The 16,252-nt window shown below is 65.0% G+C and carries 10 protein-coding genes; 7 read left to right on the top strand and 3 right to left on the bottom strand.

What is annotated here, in order from left to right; translation table 11 throughout:
• Window positions 1–17: 17 nt before the first annotated feature.
• Window positions 18–2,816 carry a bifunctional [glutamate--ammonia ligase]-adenylyl-L-tyrosine phosphorylase/[glutamate--ammonia-ligase] adenylyltransferase gene (glnE, locus tag CUJ91_RS02610; protein ID WP_114155810.1) on the bottom strand — a complete coding sequence of 933 codons (2,799 nt, stop codon included), beginning with the start codon at window positions 2,814–2,816 and terminating at the stop codon, window positions 18–20.
• A gap of 196 nt (window positions 2,817–3,012) precedes the next feature.
• Between glnE and CUJ91_RS02605 the strand changes: the two genes are divergently transcribed.
• From CUJ91_RS02605 to CUJ91_RS02580, 6 genes are all read left to right on the top strand, one after another.
• Window positions 3,013–7,200 carry a YhdP family protein gene (locus CUJ91_RS02605; protein ID WP_114155809.1) on the top strand — a complete coding sequence of 1,396 codons (4,188 nt, stop codon included), beginning with the start codon at window positions 3,013–3,015 and terminating at the stop codon, window positions 7,198–7,200.
• Between the two features lie 171 nt (window positions 7,201–7,371).
• Window positions 7,372–8,268 (top strand): carbon-nitrogen hydrolase family protein, encoded by an 897-nt coding sequence (locus CUJ91_RS02600; protein WP_114155808.1) that lies wholly within the window; start codon window positions 7,372–7,374, stop codon window positions 8,266–8,268.
• 90 nt (window positions 8,269–8,358) lie between these two features.
• Window positions 8,359–9,825, top strand: coding sequence for a metalloprotease TldD (tldD, locus tag CUJ91_RS02595; protein WP_006047893.1), 1,467 nt, complete (start codon window positions 8,359–8,361; stop codon window positions 9,823–9,825).
• 361 nt (window positions 9,826–10,186) lie between these two features.
• Window positions 10,187–11,260 carry a 3-deoxy-7-phosphoheptulonate synthase AroG gene (aroG, locus tag CUJ91_RS02590; protein ID WP_006047894.1) on the top strand — a complete coding sequence of 358 codons (1,074 nt, stop codon included), beginning with the start codon at window positions 10,187–10,189 and terminating at the stop codon, window positions 11,258–11,260.
• A gap of 226 nt (window positions 11,261–11,486) precedes the next feature.
• Window positions 11,487–11,825, top strand: coding sequence for a type II toxin-antitoxin system RelE/ParE family toxin (locus CUJ91_RS02585; protein ID WP_114155807.1), 339 nt, complete (start codon window positions 11,487–11,489; stop codon window positions 11,823–11,825).
• A 3-nt stretch (window positions 11,826–11,828) separates the two neighbouring features.
• Window positions 11,829–12,161 (top strand): helix-turn-helix domain-containing protein, encoded by a 333-nt coding sequence (locus CUJ91_RS02580; protein WP_006047896.1) that lies wholly within the window; start codon window positions 11,829–11,831, stop codon window positions 12,159–12,161.
• A gap of 80 nt (window positions 12,162–12,241) precedes the next feature.
• Here the strand turns inward: CUJ91_RS02580 and hmpA are convergent, their stop codons facing one another.
• Together hmpA and CUJ91_RS02570 are read right to left on the bottom strand one after the other, a co-directional pair.
• Entirely contained in the window at window positions 12,242–13,447 is a 1,206-nt protein-coding gene (gene hmpA / locus CUJ91_RS02575) for an NO-inducible flavohemoprotein (protein WP_114155806.1), read from the bottom strand.
• Between the two features lie 116 nt (window positions 13,448–13,563).
• Window positions 13,564–14,118, bottom strand: a complete 555-nt coding sequence (locus CUJ91_RS02570) for a cob(I)yrinic acid a,c-diamide adenosyltransferase (protein ID WP_006047898.1) — start codon at window positions 14,116–14,118, stop codon at window positions 13,564–13,566.
• Between the two features lie 598 nt (window positions 14,119–14,716).
• On the opposite strand from CUJ91_RS02570, the gene CUJ91_RS02565 reads away from it, so the two are divergent.
• Window positions 14,717–16,132 (top strand): FAD-binding oxidoreductase, encoded by a 1,416-nt coding sequence (locus CUJ91_RS02565; RefSeq protein WP_006047899.1) that lies wholly within the window; start codon window positions 14,717–14,719, stop codon window positions 16,130–16,132.
• The last annotated feature ends 120 nt before the right edge of the window (window positions 16,133–16,252 follow it).

Below are 16,252 nucleotides of genomic sequence, written 5' to 3'. Positions count from 1 at the left end.
TCCTCAAAAATCCCACCTCACCCCCGCCCAAACACCCGCTCCCAAAGCCCAAGCACCGCATCTCTCTCGGCCGCGACCAACCCCGGTTCCACCCGCGCCTTTTCCATCCCATCGAGCCGCAGCTTGTGCTGCAGCTTCCGGTACGTGCGATAAGCGGCGCCGACCGTCTCAGCTTCCGCCTCGCTCATCAGCCCAAGACGCGACACCTCGCGCAACAGCGCAATGTTGCCCGTATTGCGGATCAGCTCGGGATCGCGCGCCGCATGCAACAGCACCCAATACTGCACGGTGAACTCGATATCGACCATCCCGCCGCGATCGTGCTTGAGATCGAACAGCGTCGTGTGGTTCGGATGCCCGGCGGCGACGCGCTCGCGCATCTCCACGATTTCGTCCGCAAGCTGCGCGGCGTCGCGCGGCGTCGTCAGCACCTGTTCGCGGATCGCCTCGAACTGCGCGCCGATCTGCGCGTCACCGGCGCAGTAGCGCGCGCGAGTCAGCGCCTGGTGCTCCCACACCCACGCGGTGTTGGCCGCGTCGCCCTCGCGCAACTGATAACGGCGGAACGCGTCGAGATCGGTAACGAGCAGGCCCGACTCGCCGTTCGGCCGCAAGCGCAGATCGACGTCGAACAACGTTCCCGCACCGGTTGCGGTCGTCAGCCAGGTAATCAGGCGACGCGTGTAGGTCGAATAGATGTCCGAAGCGGCATCGTCGGGATCGTCGTAGAGAAAGATCACGTCGAGGTCCGACGCATAGCCCAACTCCTTGCCGCCCAGCTTGCCGTAAGCGATCACCGCGAATCGCGGCGCGTCGCGGTGGCGCTTCGGCAACTGCTTCCAGACGGCTTCGAGCGTGACGTCGAGCACGGCATCGGCGAGTTCGGACAGACGGTCGCTCACATGCTCGACGCTCAGCTTGCCCGCGAGGTCGATCAGCAGAATACGGAACACCTCGGCCTGGTGCGCGTGGCGCAGCAAGTCCATCTGCTGCTCGACGCCGTCCGCCGCGGCCAGCCGCAAGCGCAGCGTGCGCTTGAACTCGGGCCAGTCGAACGGCGTGTTCAGCGCTTCGTCGTCGAGCAGTTCGTCGAGCAGTTGCGGATGGCGGATCAGATAACCGGCTGCCCAGCGCGACGCGCCCAGCACCGACAGCACCCGATGCAGCGCTTGCGGATACTCGGTGAGCAGCGCGAGGTACGCGCCGCGCCGGCCCACGGCTTCGAGCAGATCGAACAGACGCGCGAGCGTGTCGCCGCGCCGCTCGGGCGGCTCGAGCGTGCGCGCGGCTTCGAGCGCGCGCTGCGCGACGATGTCGAAGCGCTGCCGGCTGCGCTCCGCGAGTCCGGCATAGCGCGACGATTGCCAGACGCCGCGCAGCCGCGCGAGCAGATCGGCGGGCTCGGCCACGCCCAGTTCGACGAGACGTGCATGCAGCGCGTCCGCCGCGCTGTCGTCCGCGAGCGCGCTGCTCCAGACCCACACTGCCGCGCCGTCTTCGGGCGCGCCGCAGCCGTCGCGGCCGCTCACCTTGTCGGCGAAAATCTGGTCGAACTGCTGTTCGACGAATTCCCGATGCGCGTCGAGCCGCTCCATCAGCATCGGATAGTCGTCGCAGCCCATTGCGCGCGCGAGCGCCACGCGTTCCTCGGAATCGACCGGCATCGCGTGCGTCTGCGCGTCGTTGCGATATTGCAGCCGATGTTCGAGCTCGCGCAAAAAGCGATAAGCCTGTGAGAGCTTCACGCACACCGACGTGTCGATCAGCCCGTGCGTCGCGGCGTGCCGCAGCACGGCGAGCGTGGGCCGCACCCGGAAACCGGCGTCCTGGCCGCCGCGAATCAGTTGGAACACCTGCGCGCTAAATTCGATTTCGCGGATGCCGCCGCGCCCGAGCTTGATGTCGTCGGCCTTGTCGGGACGCATCGACGCACGGCGTTGCGCCTCCTGGCGAATCTGCAAATGCAGCGCGCGGATTGCGCTGATCACGCCGAAGTCGAGATAACGGCGGTAGACGAACGGCGTGACGATTGCATCGAGTTGTTTCGACAGGCGCTGCGCCGCGTCGCTCGTCCCTTCGGAAACGAGTCGGCCCTTGATCCACGCATAGCGCTCCCACTCGCGGCCCTGCACGTAGAAATATTCCTCGAGCATGCCGAGGCTGCACACGAGCGGTCCCGAATCGCCGTTCGGACGCAAACGCATGTCGACGCGAAACACGTAGCCGTCGGCGGTCACTTCGGCGAGCGCGCCGATCAGGCGCTTGCCGAGGCGCGTAAAAAAGTCTTGCGTGGCAATCGGCGCGCGCTGGCCGCCCGCCGTCTCGCCGTCCTCTTCGTAGATGAAGATCAGGTCGATGTCCGACGAGACGTTCAGCTCGCGGCCGCCGAGCTTGCCCATGCCGACGACGCCGAGCGTGAGCCGTTCGCCCTGCGGGCCGCGCGGCTCGCCGAAGAGCGTTTCGAGTTCGGCGGACAGCACCGTGAGCGAGCGCTGGATCGTGGTCTCGGCGAGATCCGTCATCGCGCCGGTGACTTCGGCGACGTCCGCCTCGCCGGCCAGGTCGCGCTCCATCACCGCGCAGAAGACCTCCGTGCGCAACTGGCGCAACGCGCGCTTCAATGCGGCCTCCGTCAACGGCGCGTCGGCGCCGCCGGCCGCTTCGGCGCACAGCGCGTCGAAGCGGGCGTCGATGCGCTCGCGCGTCAACGGCCCGGACGCAAGCTCCGCCACCTGCGCGACGAGCTGCGGACGGGCCGCCACGGCGCGCGCCGCGTAATGTGAATAGCTGGAACTCAGGAGAGTGGCGTGAGTCATCAAAGGTCTGGCTCGCTCGTTGCTTGATTGGCATGAACCGCGGATCAGCGGCTCGTCGCACGACGGTTTGCTGCGCGCCGATGTGGGTCGTGCAGCGGGCCCCTGACAGGGTTTTCCGGAAGTCCTGTCGACGCTTTCCCGTGTGTTACATTTCGTCGTTAATCCGCAAAACTACCATACGCCCACCCGCCGCAGCATGTCCGAGCGAAACGAATCCGCCGACCCGCAGGAAACCGGGCCGGCCCGGCCTGTGAGCGGAAGCGACCACGTCGTCTTGCGCCGGACGCTCCACGTTGTTCTCGCGCTCGCGCTCGTCCTCTATTTCATCGCGGCGGGGCTCTTTCTCGGCTTGCGCTACGTGGTGCTGCCGCGCGTCGACACGTTCCGGCCGCGAATCGAAGCGACCGTCTCCGACAAGCTGCATGCGCAGTTCACCATCGGCAAACTGGCGCCGCATTGGAGCGGGTTTCAGCCGGGGCTCGACATCACGAATCTGGTGATCCGCGACCATGACGGCAAACCCGCGCTCACCATTCCGCACGCCACCGCGACGCTGTCGTGGCGCTCGCTGTGGCAATTCCATCCGGCGCTCTCGAGTCTGATCGTCGACCAGCCCGACGTGCTGATTTCGCGCGGCGGCGACGGCGTGCTGTCGGTCGCCGGCGTGCCGGTGCCGACGCGTCATAGCGGCAATGACACGTTGTCGACGTGGCTCGTGCGCCAGCAGGCGATCGTCGTGCGCGGCGGCGTGCTGCGTTGGCGCGACGCCCAGCGCGACGCGCCGGAGCTCGCGCTGCGCGACATCCGCATCGCCATTCTCAACGACGGTTACGATCACCGCCTCGCGCTTCAGGCGCCGCCGGACGGCCAGTTGCTGCGCGGCCCGCTCGATTTCCGCACGCATTTCCGGCACGCGCCGCTCGCCGCGATCGGCAAGCCGATCAACTGGAAAGGACAGGCGTATGTGTCGACCGGGCCAGTCGATCTGCCGACGCTCGCTCGCTACATCAAATTCCCGATCGAGACGTTTGCGGGCCGCATCGACAACGCGATCTGGGTCGATTTCGCCGACGGCCGCATGACTTCGGCAAGCGGGCAAATGGCCGGCGCCGACGTCGCGCTGCGAGTTCGGCCCACGCAGCCCAAGCTGCTGTTGCCGATCGCGAATTTCGGCTGGCGCCTGCAAGCGCAGCAAGGCGATTACGAGCTGCAACTGAACGACATGCGCGCCGAACTCGGCCAGCCGCCGCTCGAAGACGGCACGCCGCTCACGCGCACGCTCGCGTTCCAGACGCTGAACGGGCACTACCGGACGGCTTCGCAGCAACACGGGCAGTTCATCAGCGTGTCGGGCGATCGCGTCGACCTGGGCATTCTCGCGGAGTTCAGCCGCGCGCTGCCGCTGCCGCGTGCGCTCCTGAACAGCCTCGTGCGCTATAACCCGCGCGGGCTCGTCGCCAACTACCTGATCGAAGTCGAGCGCGGCAAGCCGGAATCCGGCGAGCCGGGCGGCGACCGTCATGGGACCGGCGCGGAGCCGATCGAGCGCTACCGCTTCACGGGCGATCTGCAAGGCATCAGCGTCGCCGCGCAGGAGCCGCCGCCGGGGCTCACGGCGCGCAATCACCCGCGCGCCGGCATTCCGGGCATCGAAAATCTGTGGGGCCGCGTGGATGCCGATCAACGCCGTGGCACCGCCACGCTCGACACGTCCAACGTCGCCATCACGCTGCCGGGCGTGTTCGACGATCCGCGCCTCACGCTCGACCGGCTGCATGGCCGCGCCGACTGGACCATTTCGCCGAAGGCGCCCGGCGAGAACCATCCGGCGTTCACGGTGAAGCTGGCCGAGCTAGGCGTCTCCAATGCGGACGTCGCGGCGACAGCAAGCGCGGACTACAGCAACCCCGGCCACGGCCGCGGCTCGCTGGATCTGACCGCCGACTTCGAGCGCGCGCAGGTGTCGCGCATCGTCCGCTATCTGCCGACCAGCATCAGCGAGAAGCTGCGCATGTATCTCGGCCACGGCTTGCAGGCCGGCATGTCGCGCGGCGCGAAGATCGAAGTGCATGGCGACCTCACCAAGTTCCCGTATTCGCGCGATCCCGAGGCGGGCATCTTCCATATCGTCGCGCCGTTCAAGGGCGGCAAGTTCGACCCGTCGCCGTACCCGCCGCGCAACATGCGCAACGGCACGCCGAACGTGTGGCCGGCGTTCGACGGCATCGACGGCGTGTTCGAGATCAGGCAGAACGTGCTGCGCTTCGACATCGACCGGGCGCGCTACAAACGCGTCGCGCTGCACGGCGTGAACGGCAGGATCGACGACCTCGGCACGCGCGAGTCGAATCTCGTCATCAAGGGCGACGGGCTCGGGCCGCTCGCCGACATGCTCGACTACGTGAACGAAAGTTCGCTTGGCATCATGGCGCGGCATCAGACCGAGAAAATCCGCGCCGAAGGGCCGGCGTCGCTCGCGCTGAAGCTGACGGTGCCGCGCACGCCGAAGCCGCATATCGGCGTGGAAGGCGCGCTCGGTTTCCAGAACAATCGTTTGAGCGTGGCGAACGTGCCGCCGCTGTCGCAAGTGAAGGGCAAGGTGCGTTTCACCGAGCGCAGCGCACAAACCGAGCGGCTCACCGCGCAGTTTCTCGGCGGCGATGTGCGGGCGAGCGGCGGGCTGAAACAGGACGGCACCTACGCGCTCGACATGAACGGCCATATCGCCGTCGAGGCCGCGCGCGGCCTCGATCTGCATGGCCCGGCCGCACAGGTCCTCACGCGCATGAGCGGCAGCGCGCCGTATGCGCTCACGGTGCGCGGCGCCAAAGGCAAGCTGCCGCAACTGACCGCGAACTCCGACCTGACCGGCCTCGCGCTCGACTTCCCCGCGCCGTTCAACAAGCCGGTCGGCACGCCGATGCCGCTGCGCGCCAGTGCCGGTCCGTCGACGCTCGCCGGCGAAAGCGGACTCGAGCGCGCCGAGCTCGACTTCGGCCCCATCGCCGCGCGCTATCTGCTGCATTACGACCCGAAAAGCCCGCCGACGGTGGTGCGCGGCGCCATCGGCGTGAACCGGCCGGCCGACTTGCCGAGCGAGGGCGTGATCGCCGCAGTGGACGTGGACGCATTCGACGCCGATGCGTGGCGCGCGCTGATTACACAACTGCGCAGCAACGAGGCGCCCGCCGCGCCCGTCCCGCCCGCAGCCCCGAATCCGACCGTCGCGCAGTTTCTGCCGAGCCGCTTCGCGCTGCACATCGGCACGCTGACGCTGCTCAAGCGCCACTGGGAGAGCGTGATCGTCGGCGCTTCGCACGCGGACGGCAAATGGCAGGCGAACATCGCGTCGAATCAGGTGTCCGGTCACGTTTCGTGGCTGCCGGGCGCCGACAAGGCATCGCCGGGCACGCTGCAGGCGCGCTTTGCACGCGTCGTGATTCCGTCGGTCGCCGACAAGGATCTGCTCGGCCAGGCGATGTCGGCGCCGGCGCAAAACATGCCGTCGATCGATCTGGTCGTCAACGAACTGATCGTGCGCGACCGCGACATCGGCCGGCTTGAAGTGCTCGCGCACAACTTCAACGAAGACGGCGTGCCGGTCTGGCAACTGGACAAGCTCGACATCGCGAATCCTGCGGCCACGTTAACCGCGACGGCGAACTGGCGCACCTCGACGGAACTCGGCAACGCCGCGGACGAAAGCACGCCGCGGCGCACGGTGTTCGATTTCAAGCTCGACATCAAGGACGCGGGCGGCCTGCTCGAGCGCTTCGGCCAGCCACGCACGCTGAAGGCGGGCAGCGGCACGCTCAACGGCAAGATGGTGTGGCGCGGCGGCCCGACGGCGATCGACTATCCGACGCTCAACGGCAATATCGCCGTGGATCTGCGGCATGGGCAGATTCTCAAGGTCGATCCGGGCGTCGCCAAGCTGCTCGGCGTGCTCAGCCTGCAAAGCCTCGCGCGCTTCGCGACGCTCAATTTCCGTGACGTGATCGGCGAAGGTCTGCCCTTCGAGCATGTCACGGGGACGGCGCAGATTCGCAACGGCATCGGCCGCACGGAAAACTTCGAGATGGTGACCGCGCCGGCCCGCGCCGAGATGAAAGGCTCGGTCGACCTGGCGCAGGAAACGCAGGACATGCACGTCAAGATCGTGCCGACGGTGAGCGCCGGCGCGGCGGTCGTCGCGGCCGCGGTGATCAACCCGCTGCTCGGGCTGGGCGCGCTGGTGGCGGACCTCGCGTTCAGCAAATCGGTGTCGCACGCGTTCGCGCGAGACTATGCGATAACGGGCTCCTGGTCGAAACCGCACATCGAGCGGGTCAAGAGCGATCGGGGTAAGATGGACGCTCCAGCTTCGACCGCCGGCGCGAACTGAGCCTGCAAGTTAGCGCGTAACCGTGGCTTCGTTCATCGCGATCGGACGGCTTCGGTCAGCGCATCGAGTAGGCGCTTTCGAGTGACGCACACCGGCGGCCCGAGCCAGCCCTGAACGACGTATGCGGCGCCGGCTGTCGCGCCGCCTTGCCGGGAGTTTTCCGAAACGCTCATGAGCGAAACACACGTCTCTTCGTCTTCATCCCACGCTTCGTCCGACACTGCGCTTGATAGTGCGCAGCGCGAACCGGCGAGCGGTCAGTCAAGCAGCTTCCGGGTCGCCGCGCTGCAAATGGTGAGCACGCCGGATCGCGAGCGCAATCTCGCCGACGCCGAACGTCTGATCGCCGAAGCCGCCGCCGATGGCGCGCAGCTCGTCCTTCTGCCCGAGTACTTCTGCTTCATGGGCTTCAAGGACACCGACAAGCTCGCGGTTCGCGAAGCGTATCGCGACGGCCCGATCCAGCGTTTTCTCGCCGATGCCGCGCGCCGCCACAAGGTATGGGTGATCGGCGGCACGTTGCCGATCACGGCGCCGGAGCCGTCGCGCGTATTGAACACGACGCTCGTGTTCGACCCCGAGGGTAACGAGGCCGCGCGCTACGACAAGATCCATCTGTTCAACTTCGAAAAGGGTGAGGAATCGTTCGACGAGGCGCGCACCATTTGCCCCGGCGGCGAAGTCCGCACCTTCGAGTCGCCGTTCGGCCGCGTCGGTTTGTCGGTCTGCTACGATCTGCGCTTCCCCGAGCTCTACCGGCGCATGGGCGATTGCGCGCTGATGGTGGTGCCGTCGGCGTTTACTTACACGACGGGCCGCGCGCATTGGGAAATGCTGCTGCGCGCGCGCGCCGTCGAAAACCAGTGCTACGTGCTGGCCGCGGCGCAAGGCGGCAAGCATGAGAATGGCCGCCGCACGTGGGGCCACAGCATGCTGATCGATCCGTGGGGCGAAGTCGTCGCGGTGCGCGACGAAGGCGCCGGCGTGGTCGCGGGGACGCTCGAACGCACGCGCATCGACGAGGTGCGGCAGAGTCTGCCCGCATGGCGTCATCGGGTGCTGAGCTAGAACACGTGACATTGAAACTGCGGCGTCCGTCACTCATATAGTGAGCGTGGCGCTAACCGAATCCTTCGTATCGAGCAGAACATACTTCGCATGAACATCATCGAACCTGGTATCCGCAATCTCGCCACCGCCAAGGACATCCTCCTGACGCCCTACGGTCTCGACGAATCGCTGCTCACCCGCACGCTCGCCGAGATCTTCACGCATCGTGTCGATTACGCGGACCTGTATTTCCAGGCCACGCGCAGCGAAGCGTGGAGCCTGGAGGAAGGCATCGTGAAGTCGGGCAGCTTCAGCATCGACCAGGGCGTCGGCGTGCGCGCCGTGTCGGGCGACCGCACGGCTTTCGCGTATTCGGACGATCTGTCGCCCGAGGCGATCCGCCAGGCGGCGATCGCCACGCGCGCCATCGCGAAGGCGGGCGGCGGCAAGCAGAAGATCAAGGTGGCGTCGTCGCTGACAGGCATCGCCGGGCGCGATCTGTATCTGCCCGCCGATCCGCTGCATTCGCTCGACGCCACCGCCAAGGTCAAGCTGCTCGAGCGCATCGAACACATGGCGCGCGGCCGCGACCGGCGGATCCAGCAAGTGATGGCGGGCCTCGCCGGCGAATACGACGTCGTGCTGGTCGCGCGCAGCGACGGCGGCTTCGCGGCCGACATCCGGCCGCTCGTGCGCGTCTCGGTCACGGTGATCGCCGAGCAGAACGGCCGCCGCGAAATCGGCAGCGGCGGCGGCGGCGGCCGCTTCGACTACAGCTATTTCACCGACGAAGTGCTGTCGCGTTACGTCGACGACGCCGTGCACGCGGCGCTCGTGAATCTCGAAGCGCGCCCCGCTCCGGCCGGCGCGATGACGGTCGTGCTCGGGCCGGGCTGGCCGGGCGTGCTGCTGCACGAGGCGATCGGCCACGGGCTCGAGGGCGACTTCAACCGCAAGGGCTCGTCGGCATTCGCGGGACGCATCGGCGAGCAGGTCGCGGCGAAGGGCGTGACGGTGGTCGACGACGGCACGCTGCCGAATCGCCGCGGCTCGCTCAATATCGACGACGAAGGCAATCCGACGCAGTGCACGACGCTGATCGAGGACGGCATTCTCAAGGGTTACATTCAGGACACGCTCAACGCGCGCCTGATGAAGATGCCGGTCACGGGCAACGCGCGTCGTGAATCGTATGCCGCGCTGCCGATGCCGCGCATGACGAACACGTACATGCTCAACGGCGACAAGGACCCGCAGGAGATCATTCAGTCGGTGAAGAACGGCTTGTATGCGGTGAACTTCGGCGGCGGCCAGGTCGACATCACCAACGGCAAGTTCGTGTTCTCGGCGTCCGAGGCGTACATGATCGAGGACGGCAAGATCACGTACCCGGTCAAGGGCGCGACGCTGATCGGCAGCGGCCCGGAATCGCTCAAATACGTCAGCATGATCGGCAACGACATGAAGCTCGATTCGGGCGTCGGCGTGTGCGGCAAGGAAGGCCAGAGCGTGCCGGTGGGCGTCGGCCAGCCGACGCTGCGCATCGACCGGATGACGGTGGGCGGTACGGCCTGACGAGGCTCCGGCCGCACGATTCATGCGTGGAAACGCTGGATCGTGCGGCTTTTCCGCATTTTTAGACCGCATAGCTTGCCAGCCGAGCTTCCCCGGGTTATAAAGTCAATCACCCTTTTTTGACCAGCGACTCCATTTCGCCATGTCCGCCAAGTTTTACTTTTACTTTTTTTGGTATCTCAGACCGCTGGCGGATCGAGAGGGGTGTTAGTGCACGCAGAACACCGAGAATTCCCGAAAAACCGCCAGCGAGTCTGGCGGTTTTTTTTCGCCTTCAGTCTTTGCTCATTCAGCCTTTGAACACTTTGCCTTGCACGCGCCGCCCGCGTGAACACGCTACGAACCGATTCAGGAGAACAACATGCCCCCGCACAACACCGACGATGTCCGCATTCGAGAATTGAAAGAGCTCACGCCCCCGGCGCACCTGATCCGCGAATTTGCCTGCGACGAAGCAGTGTCCGACCTTATCTACAGTTCGCGCACCGCCATGCATCGGATCCTGCATGGCATGGACGACCGCCTGATCGTGATCGTCGGACCGTGCTCGATTCACGACACCAAAGCGGCAATGGAATACGCGGGGCGTCTCGTCGAACAGCGCAAGCGCTTTGCGGGCGAACTCGAAGTCGTGATGCGCGTGTATTTCGAAAAGCCGCGCACGACGGTGGGCTGGAAAGGCCTCATCAACGACCCGCACATGGACAACAGCTTCAAGATCAACGAGGGTTTGCGCACCGCGCGCGAGCTGCTGTTGCGCATCAACGAACTGGGTCTGCCGGCCGGCACCGAATACCTCGACATGATCAGCCCGCAATACATCGCCGATCTGATCTCGTGGGGCGCGATCGGCGCGCGGACCACCGAGTCGCAAGTGCACCGCGAACTCGCGTCGGGACTGTCGTGCCCGGTCGGCTTCAAGAACGGCACCGACGGCAACGTCAAGATCGCCGTCGACGCAATCAAGGCCGCGTCGCAGCCGCACCATTTCCTGTCGGTCACGAAGGGCGGGCACTCGGCGATCGTATCGACGGCGGGCAACGAGGACTGTCACATCATCCTGCGCGGCGGCAAGACGCCGAACTACGATGCTGCGAGCGTGAACGCGGCGTGCTCGGACATCGGCAAGGCCGGACTCGCGGCGCGCCTGATGATCGACGCAAGCCACGCGAACAGTTCGAAGAAGCACGAGAACCAGATTCCGGTGTGCGCGGACATCGGCCGGCAGATTGCTTCGGGCGACGAACGAATTGTCGGCGTGATGGTGGAGTCGCATCTGGTGGCGGGCCGCCAGGACTTGCAGGAGGGCTGCGCGCTCACGTACGGTCAGAGCATCACCGATGCATGCATTGGCTGGGACGAAAGCGTCGCCGTGCTGGAAGGTCTCGCCGACGCGGTCAAACAGCGGCGCGTGGCGCGCGGAAGCGGCAACTGATTTTTTGTTTTGTGGTTTTACCGTTTGACCGCATCGCAAGAATGCGGTTTGCAGCGTTAAGAAACCCGGCTCGTGCAGTTCACAGCCGGGTTTTTTTATTTCGTTGGCCGAACGGACGAATGGTGGAGATGCCGCCGTCTATGTACCGTAGCAGTTCATCGCCGGGTCGCGAATGACTTGACCAGGCGGGAATTTGCGTATAATATTTTGTACATGGAAGGCGGTTATGACGCTGGAAAAAGAAGTTCGCTGGCTAGGCTCCAGCTATCGCGATTTGCTCGCCTTTCCAGAAGAGGCACGTCGGCAAGCCGGGTTTCAGATCGGCAAGATCCATGCGCGTCTCGACCCCGACGACTGGGAACCGTTCGACTCGGTGGGTCCTGGAACGCGCGAAATTCGCATCCGGGAAGAGAACGGCATTTATCGCGTGATGTACGTCACGAAGTTTGCAGAAGCGCTTTACGTGCTTCATTGCATGCAGAAGAAAACCCAGAAGCTCGCGCCGCACGACAAACTGATTGCCGAAACGCGGTATCGCGCCATCATTAACGATAGGAAACCTTAACAAATGACGATCGACACCAAAATTCGTCACGTGACAAAGCCCGGCGCAAACGTGTTTCTCGAACTCGGCTTTTCCGCCGACGAGGCGAAGCGCCTGCACGCGGCGTCGCAAAAGCAGATCAACGACACGAGGCTGCTCAAGGAGCAGCTCATGACGGAATTGTCCACGTGGATCGAGCAGCATCATCTGAAGCAAGCGGAGGCCGCGGAAATTCTCATGGTCTCGCGCCCGCGGGTCTCGGACGTGGTGAACAAGAAAACCACCAAGTTCACCATCGACACGCTCGTCGAAATGTTGAGCCGGATTGGCAAGCCGGTCACGATGGCGGTGGGATAGCGCGCGAGGGTGGCGGATTCGCGCAGCTAGCTGCTGGCAGCGAGCGCGCGCGCTTTGCCTGACCTGCTACATCGACCGGCTTACTCGACCGCGCCTGAACCGAACACTTCCGTGTGAATGCACGCCGGCTCCACGCCCAATGCAACCAGCGCGTCGCGCTGCGCGCGCATGAAGGGCACCGGGCCGCAAATGTAGTAGTCGGCATCCAGCGCGATGACGCGATCCGCGATTTTTGTCACGTCGAGACGGCCTTCGAAATCGTAATCGATGCCCTGCCGGTCGCTTGCATCAACGGCTTCGTAGAACACGACACGCTTCACGTTCGCATGCGACGCAACGGTTTCGTCGAGCCACTCGCGGAACGCATGCACGCGGCCGTTGCGGCATGCGTGGACGAAAGTGACGCTCCGCTCGCTGCCGTCGGCGAGCAATGTCGACAGCATGGACGTCATCGGTGTGACGCCCACGCCGCCGCTCATCAGCACGACCGGCGTGGTCTTCTTGCGATCGAGGGTGAAGTCGCCCATCGGCGCGCTCACGTGCACGATCGTGCCCTCCTCCACGCCCGCATGCAGCAGGTTCGACACGTGACCCGGCGCGGCATCCTCGCGGCCGTCTTCACGCTTGACCGAAATGCGCAGCCACTTGCCATGCGGCGCATCCGACAAGCTGTACTGCCGCGGCTGGTCGACGCCCAGCTTGTCGACAAAGCGCGTGACGCTCACGTATTGGCCGGGTTCGAACTCACAGGCTGCGGTGCCGTCGGCGGGCGTCAGATAGAAGGACGTGATCTCGTCGCTTTCCACCTGCTTGCGCGCCACCTTGAACGGGCGGAAGCCGCTCCATGCCGCGCCTTCGTACAGCTTCGCCTCGGTGCCGACGAAAATGTTCGCGAGTTGGCCATACGCGACCTGCCACGCGTCGAGCGTCGGCTGATCGACCGCGTCGCCGAGTACGTCGACGATCGCACCCAGCAGATGGCGGCCGACAATCGGATAGTGCTCGGGCCGAATGTTCAGGCTCGCGTGCTTGTTGGCGATTCGCGAGACGGCCGGGCCGAGCGCGCCGAGATTGTCGATGTTGGCTGCGTACGCGTACACGGCGCGAGCGAGCGTCTCGGGCTGATTGCCGCTTTGCTGATGCGTCTGGTTGAAGAGATTCTTCAGTTCCGGGTGATGCGCGAACATGCGCTTGTAGAAATGCTTGGTGATGGTCGTGCCATGTTCGGCGAGCACGGGAACCGTGGCTTTGACGCGGGCAATCTGGTCGGCGGTAAGAGCGGTCATTTGTACTTCTCCTTAAAGATGCGCATACGATACATCTTATAGAGCGCCCTCGCCCAGACAGATTGTCGCAGGCTGAATTGCCCTGGCGTTGATGCCTACAGAATCGCGTCTGCTGCCTAGCCGTGACCGCGGTCGTGCTGCCAGAGGACGTCGGTGCCGCCGTCAGCGCGATTGAGCACGCGAGCGAGCACGAAGAGCAAATCCGACAGGCGGTTCACATACTGGCGCGGCGCCGCGTTGATCGTCTCTTCTTCGCCGAGCGCGACAATCGCCCGTTCGGCGCGGCGGCAAACCGTGCGGCAGACGTGAGCAAGCGACGCCGCCCGCGAGCCGGCCGGCAGGATGAACTCCTTGAGCGGCGGCAATGCGGCGTTGTAGTCGGCGAGCCAGCCGTCGAGTTGTGCGAGGTGGCGGTCGGTGATCATCGTGTGGCCAGGAATGCAGAGCTCGCCGCCGAGGTCGAACAGGTCGTGCTGGATCGCCACCAATGCCGCGCGCACGTTCTCGGGCAGGTTTTCGCACAGCAGCACGCCGAGATTGGAGTTGAGTTCGTCGACGTCGCCGATTGCCTCAATGCGGGCGCTGCTCTTGCGTACGCGCCGGCCGTCGCCGAGGCCGGTGGTGCCGTCGTCGCCGGTGCGGGTGGCGATTTTGGTTAGGCGGTTACCCATGTGATCCTCTGGTTGGTTGGTCGGTCGGGATGCGGGTGGTGTGGCGGAGTCGCTGATGCCTCGGTCGATACGTTGGCCGGTGGGCGTTGATCATGCTTGGCGGCGGCTGCGTTAGTCGCGGCGCAGCTATCGCATCGAACATATTGCGCGCATCGGGCGGCCGTGGCCATTATAGGAGCGAGGTCCGGGCCGCAGTGATCGTCGGCGGCCTGCAAGGACTCGAGCCGGCCTGCAAACGATCGGCGTAAAATGAAACGGTTGCTGCAGAATCGCTTCGGCTGACAATGATTGATAACCGTGGTTGATGGACTGGGGTAAGCGCTGAGGTGCCAAACTCGGGTTGACCGCTAGCATGGGACCGGACTAAGCGCTAAAGCGCTAACTCCAGTCGACCGCTAGCATGGGACCGGACTAAGCGCTGAAGCGCTAACTCCAGTCGACCGCTAGCATGGGACCGGACTAAGCGCTGAAGCGCTAACTCCAGTCGACCGCTAGCATGGGACCGGACTAAGCGCTGAAGCGCTAACTCCAGTCGACCGCTAGCATGGGACTGGAGTAAGCGCTGAAGCGCTAACTCCAGTCGACACAGGAGACATGCGTGAATTATGGTGTTCCGCCGGCCGCGCTGCGCCGGCCATTTTCCCCCGAATTGCTCAGCGCCCTCACCGACGCCTTCGGCGAACGTGTGTCGGTCGCCCAGGCCGTGCGCGAACATCATGGCCGCGATGAATCGCCGTTCGACCCGCAATTGCCCGACGCCGTCGTGTTCGCGCGCAACACCGAAGACGTGCAAACCATCGTCAAGCTCTGCGGCCAGTACGACGTGCCGATCATTCCGTACGGCAACGGCTCGTCGCTCGAAGGACATCTGCTCGCGGTGCAAGGCGGCGTGTCCATCGATCTGTCGGAAATGAACCGCGTCCTGTCGATCAACGCGGAAGATCTGACGGTCACCGTCGAGCCCGGCATCTCGCGCAAACAGCTCAACGAGGCGCTGCGCGACACCGGCCTCTTTTTTCCGATCGATCCAGGCGCGGACGCCAGCATCGGCGGCATGTCGGCCACGCGCGCGTCCGGCACGAACGCGGTGCGCTACGGCACGATGCGCGAGAACGTGCTCGGCCTGACCGTCGTGCTCGCCGATGGCCGCGTCATCAAAACCGGCACGCGAGCACGCAAGTCGTCCGCGGGTTACGACCTCACGCGTCTTTTCGTCGGCTCGGAAGGCACGCTCGGCGTCATCACCGAAATCACCGTGCGCCTTTATCCGCAGCCGGAAGCGGTTTCCGCGGCCGTCTGCGCATTTCCGTCGATGGGCGATGCAGTGCGCGCCGTCATCGAAACGATTCAGATGGGCGTGCCGATCGCCCGCGTCGAATTCGTCGACGCGCTCGCGATCCGCTCGATTAACCGGCATTCGAATCTGACGCTGCGCGAGGCGCCCACGTTGTTCTTCGAGTTCCACGGCACCGAGGCCGGCGTGAAGGAACAAGCCGAACTCGTGCAGGAACTGGCCGCGCAGAACGGCGGCGAAGGCTTCGAATGGGCGACGCGGCCGGAAGACCGCAGCCGTCTGTGGAACGCGCGTCACAACGCCTATTTCGCGATGCTGCAATTGAAGCCGGGGTGCCGCGCCGTTACGACCGACGTCTGCGTGCCGATCTCGCGCCTCGCCGAATGCGTCGTCGAAACAGAGCAGGACCTGAAGACGTCGCCGCTGCCCTGCCCAATCGTCGGCCATGTCGGTGACGGAAATTTCCACGTCGCGATCCTGATCGATCCGAACAAGCCGGAGGAACTGGTCGAGGCCGAACGTCTGAATCATCGCATCGTGCAGCGCGCGTTACGCATGGACGGCACGTGCACCGGCGAGCACGGCGTCGGTCTGCACAAGATGAATTTTCTGCTTGAGGAACACGGCGATGTCGCGATCGACACGATGCGCTCCATCAAGCACGCACTCGATCCGCACAATCTGATGAACCCCGGCAAGATTTTTAGCTGGGCGGCTTGACGCATCGGCAGACACACAGGCGAGCGCAAGCCAGCGCAATTCAGGCGCAATATGAGTAGCAGCACCGGTAGCAACGGTAGCAAACGCGGCATGAGCGCGGACCACCCCGCCGGCCGCAAC

This window comes from Paraburkholderia graminis (assembly GCF_003330785.1).
In the GTDB taxonomy this organism is placed as follows: Bacteria; Pseudomonadota; Gammaproteobacteria; order Burkholderiales; family Burkholderiaceae; genus Paraburkholderia; species Paraburkholderia graminis.
The sequence above is the reverse complement of the archived record's forward strand: the minus strand, read 5'-3'. Positions and strand labels throughout refer to the sequence as shown.

Coding starts and splice junctions, on each gene's coding strand:
- glnE (WP_114155810.1), bottom strand. CDS start 2,816: ATGACTCACGCCACTCTCCTGAGTTCCAGCTATTCACATTACGCGGCG.
- hmpA (WP_114155806.1), bottom strand. CDS start 13,447: ATGACCGCTCTTACCGCCGACCAGATTGCCCGCGTCAAAGCCACGGTT.
- CUJ91_RS02605 (WP_114155809.1), top strand. CDS start 3,013: ATGTCCGAGCGAAACGAATCCGCCGACCCGCAGGAAACCGGGCCGGCC.
- CUJ91_RS02570 (WP_006047898.1), bottom strand. CDS start 14,118: ATGGGTAACCGCCTAACCAAAATCGCCACCCGCACCGGCGACGACGGC.
- aroG (WP_006047894.1), top strand. CDS start 10,187: ATGCCCCCGCACAACACCGACGATGTCCGCATTCGAGAATTGAAAGAG.
- CUJ91_RS02580 (WP_006047896.1), top strand. CDS start 11,829: ATGACGATCGACACCAAAATTCGTCACGTGACAAAGCCCGGCGCAAAC.
- tldD (WP_006047893.1), top strand. CDS start 8,359: ATGAACATCATCGAACCTGGTATCCGCAATCTCGCCACCGCCAAGGAC.
- CUJ91_RS02600 (WP_114155808.1), top strand. CDS start 7,372: ATGAGCGAAACACACGTCTCTTCGTCTTCATCCCACGCTTCGTCCGAC.
- CUJ91_RS02585 (WP_114155807.1), top strand. CDS start 11,487: ATGACGCTGGAAAAAGAAGTTCGCTGGCTAGGCTCCAGCTATCGCGAT.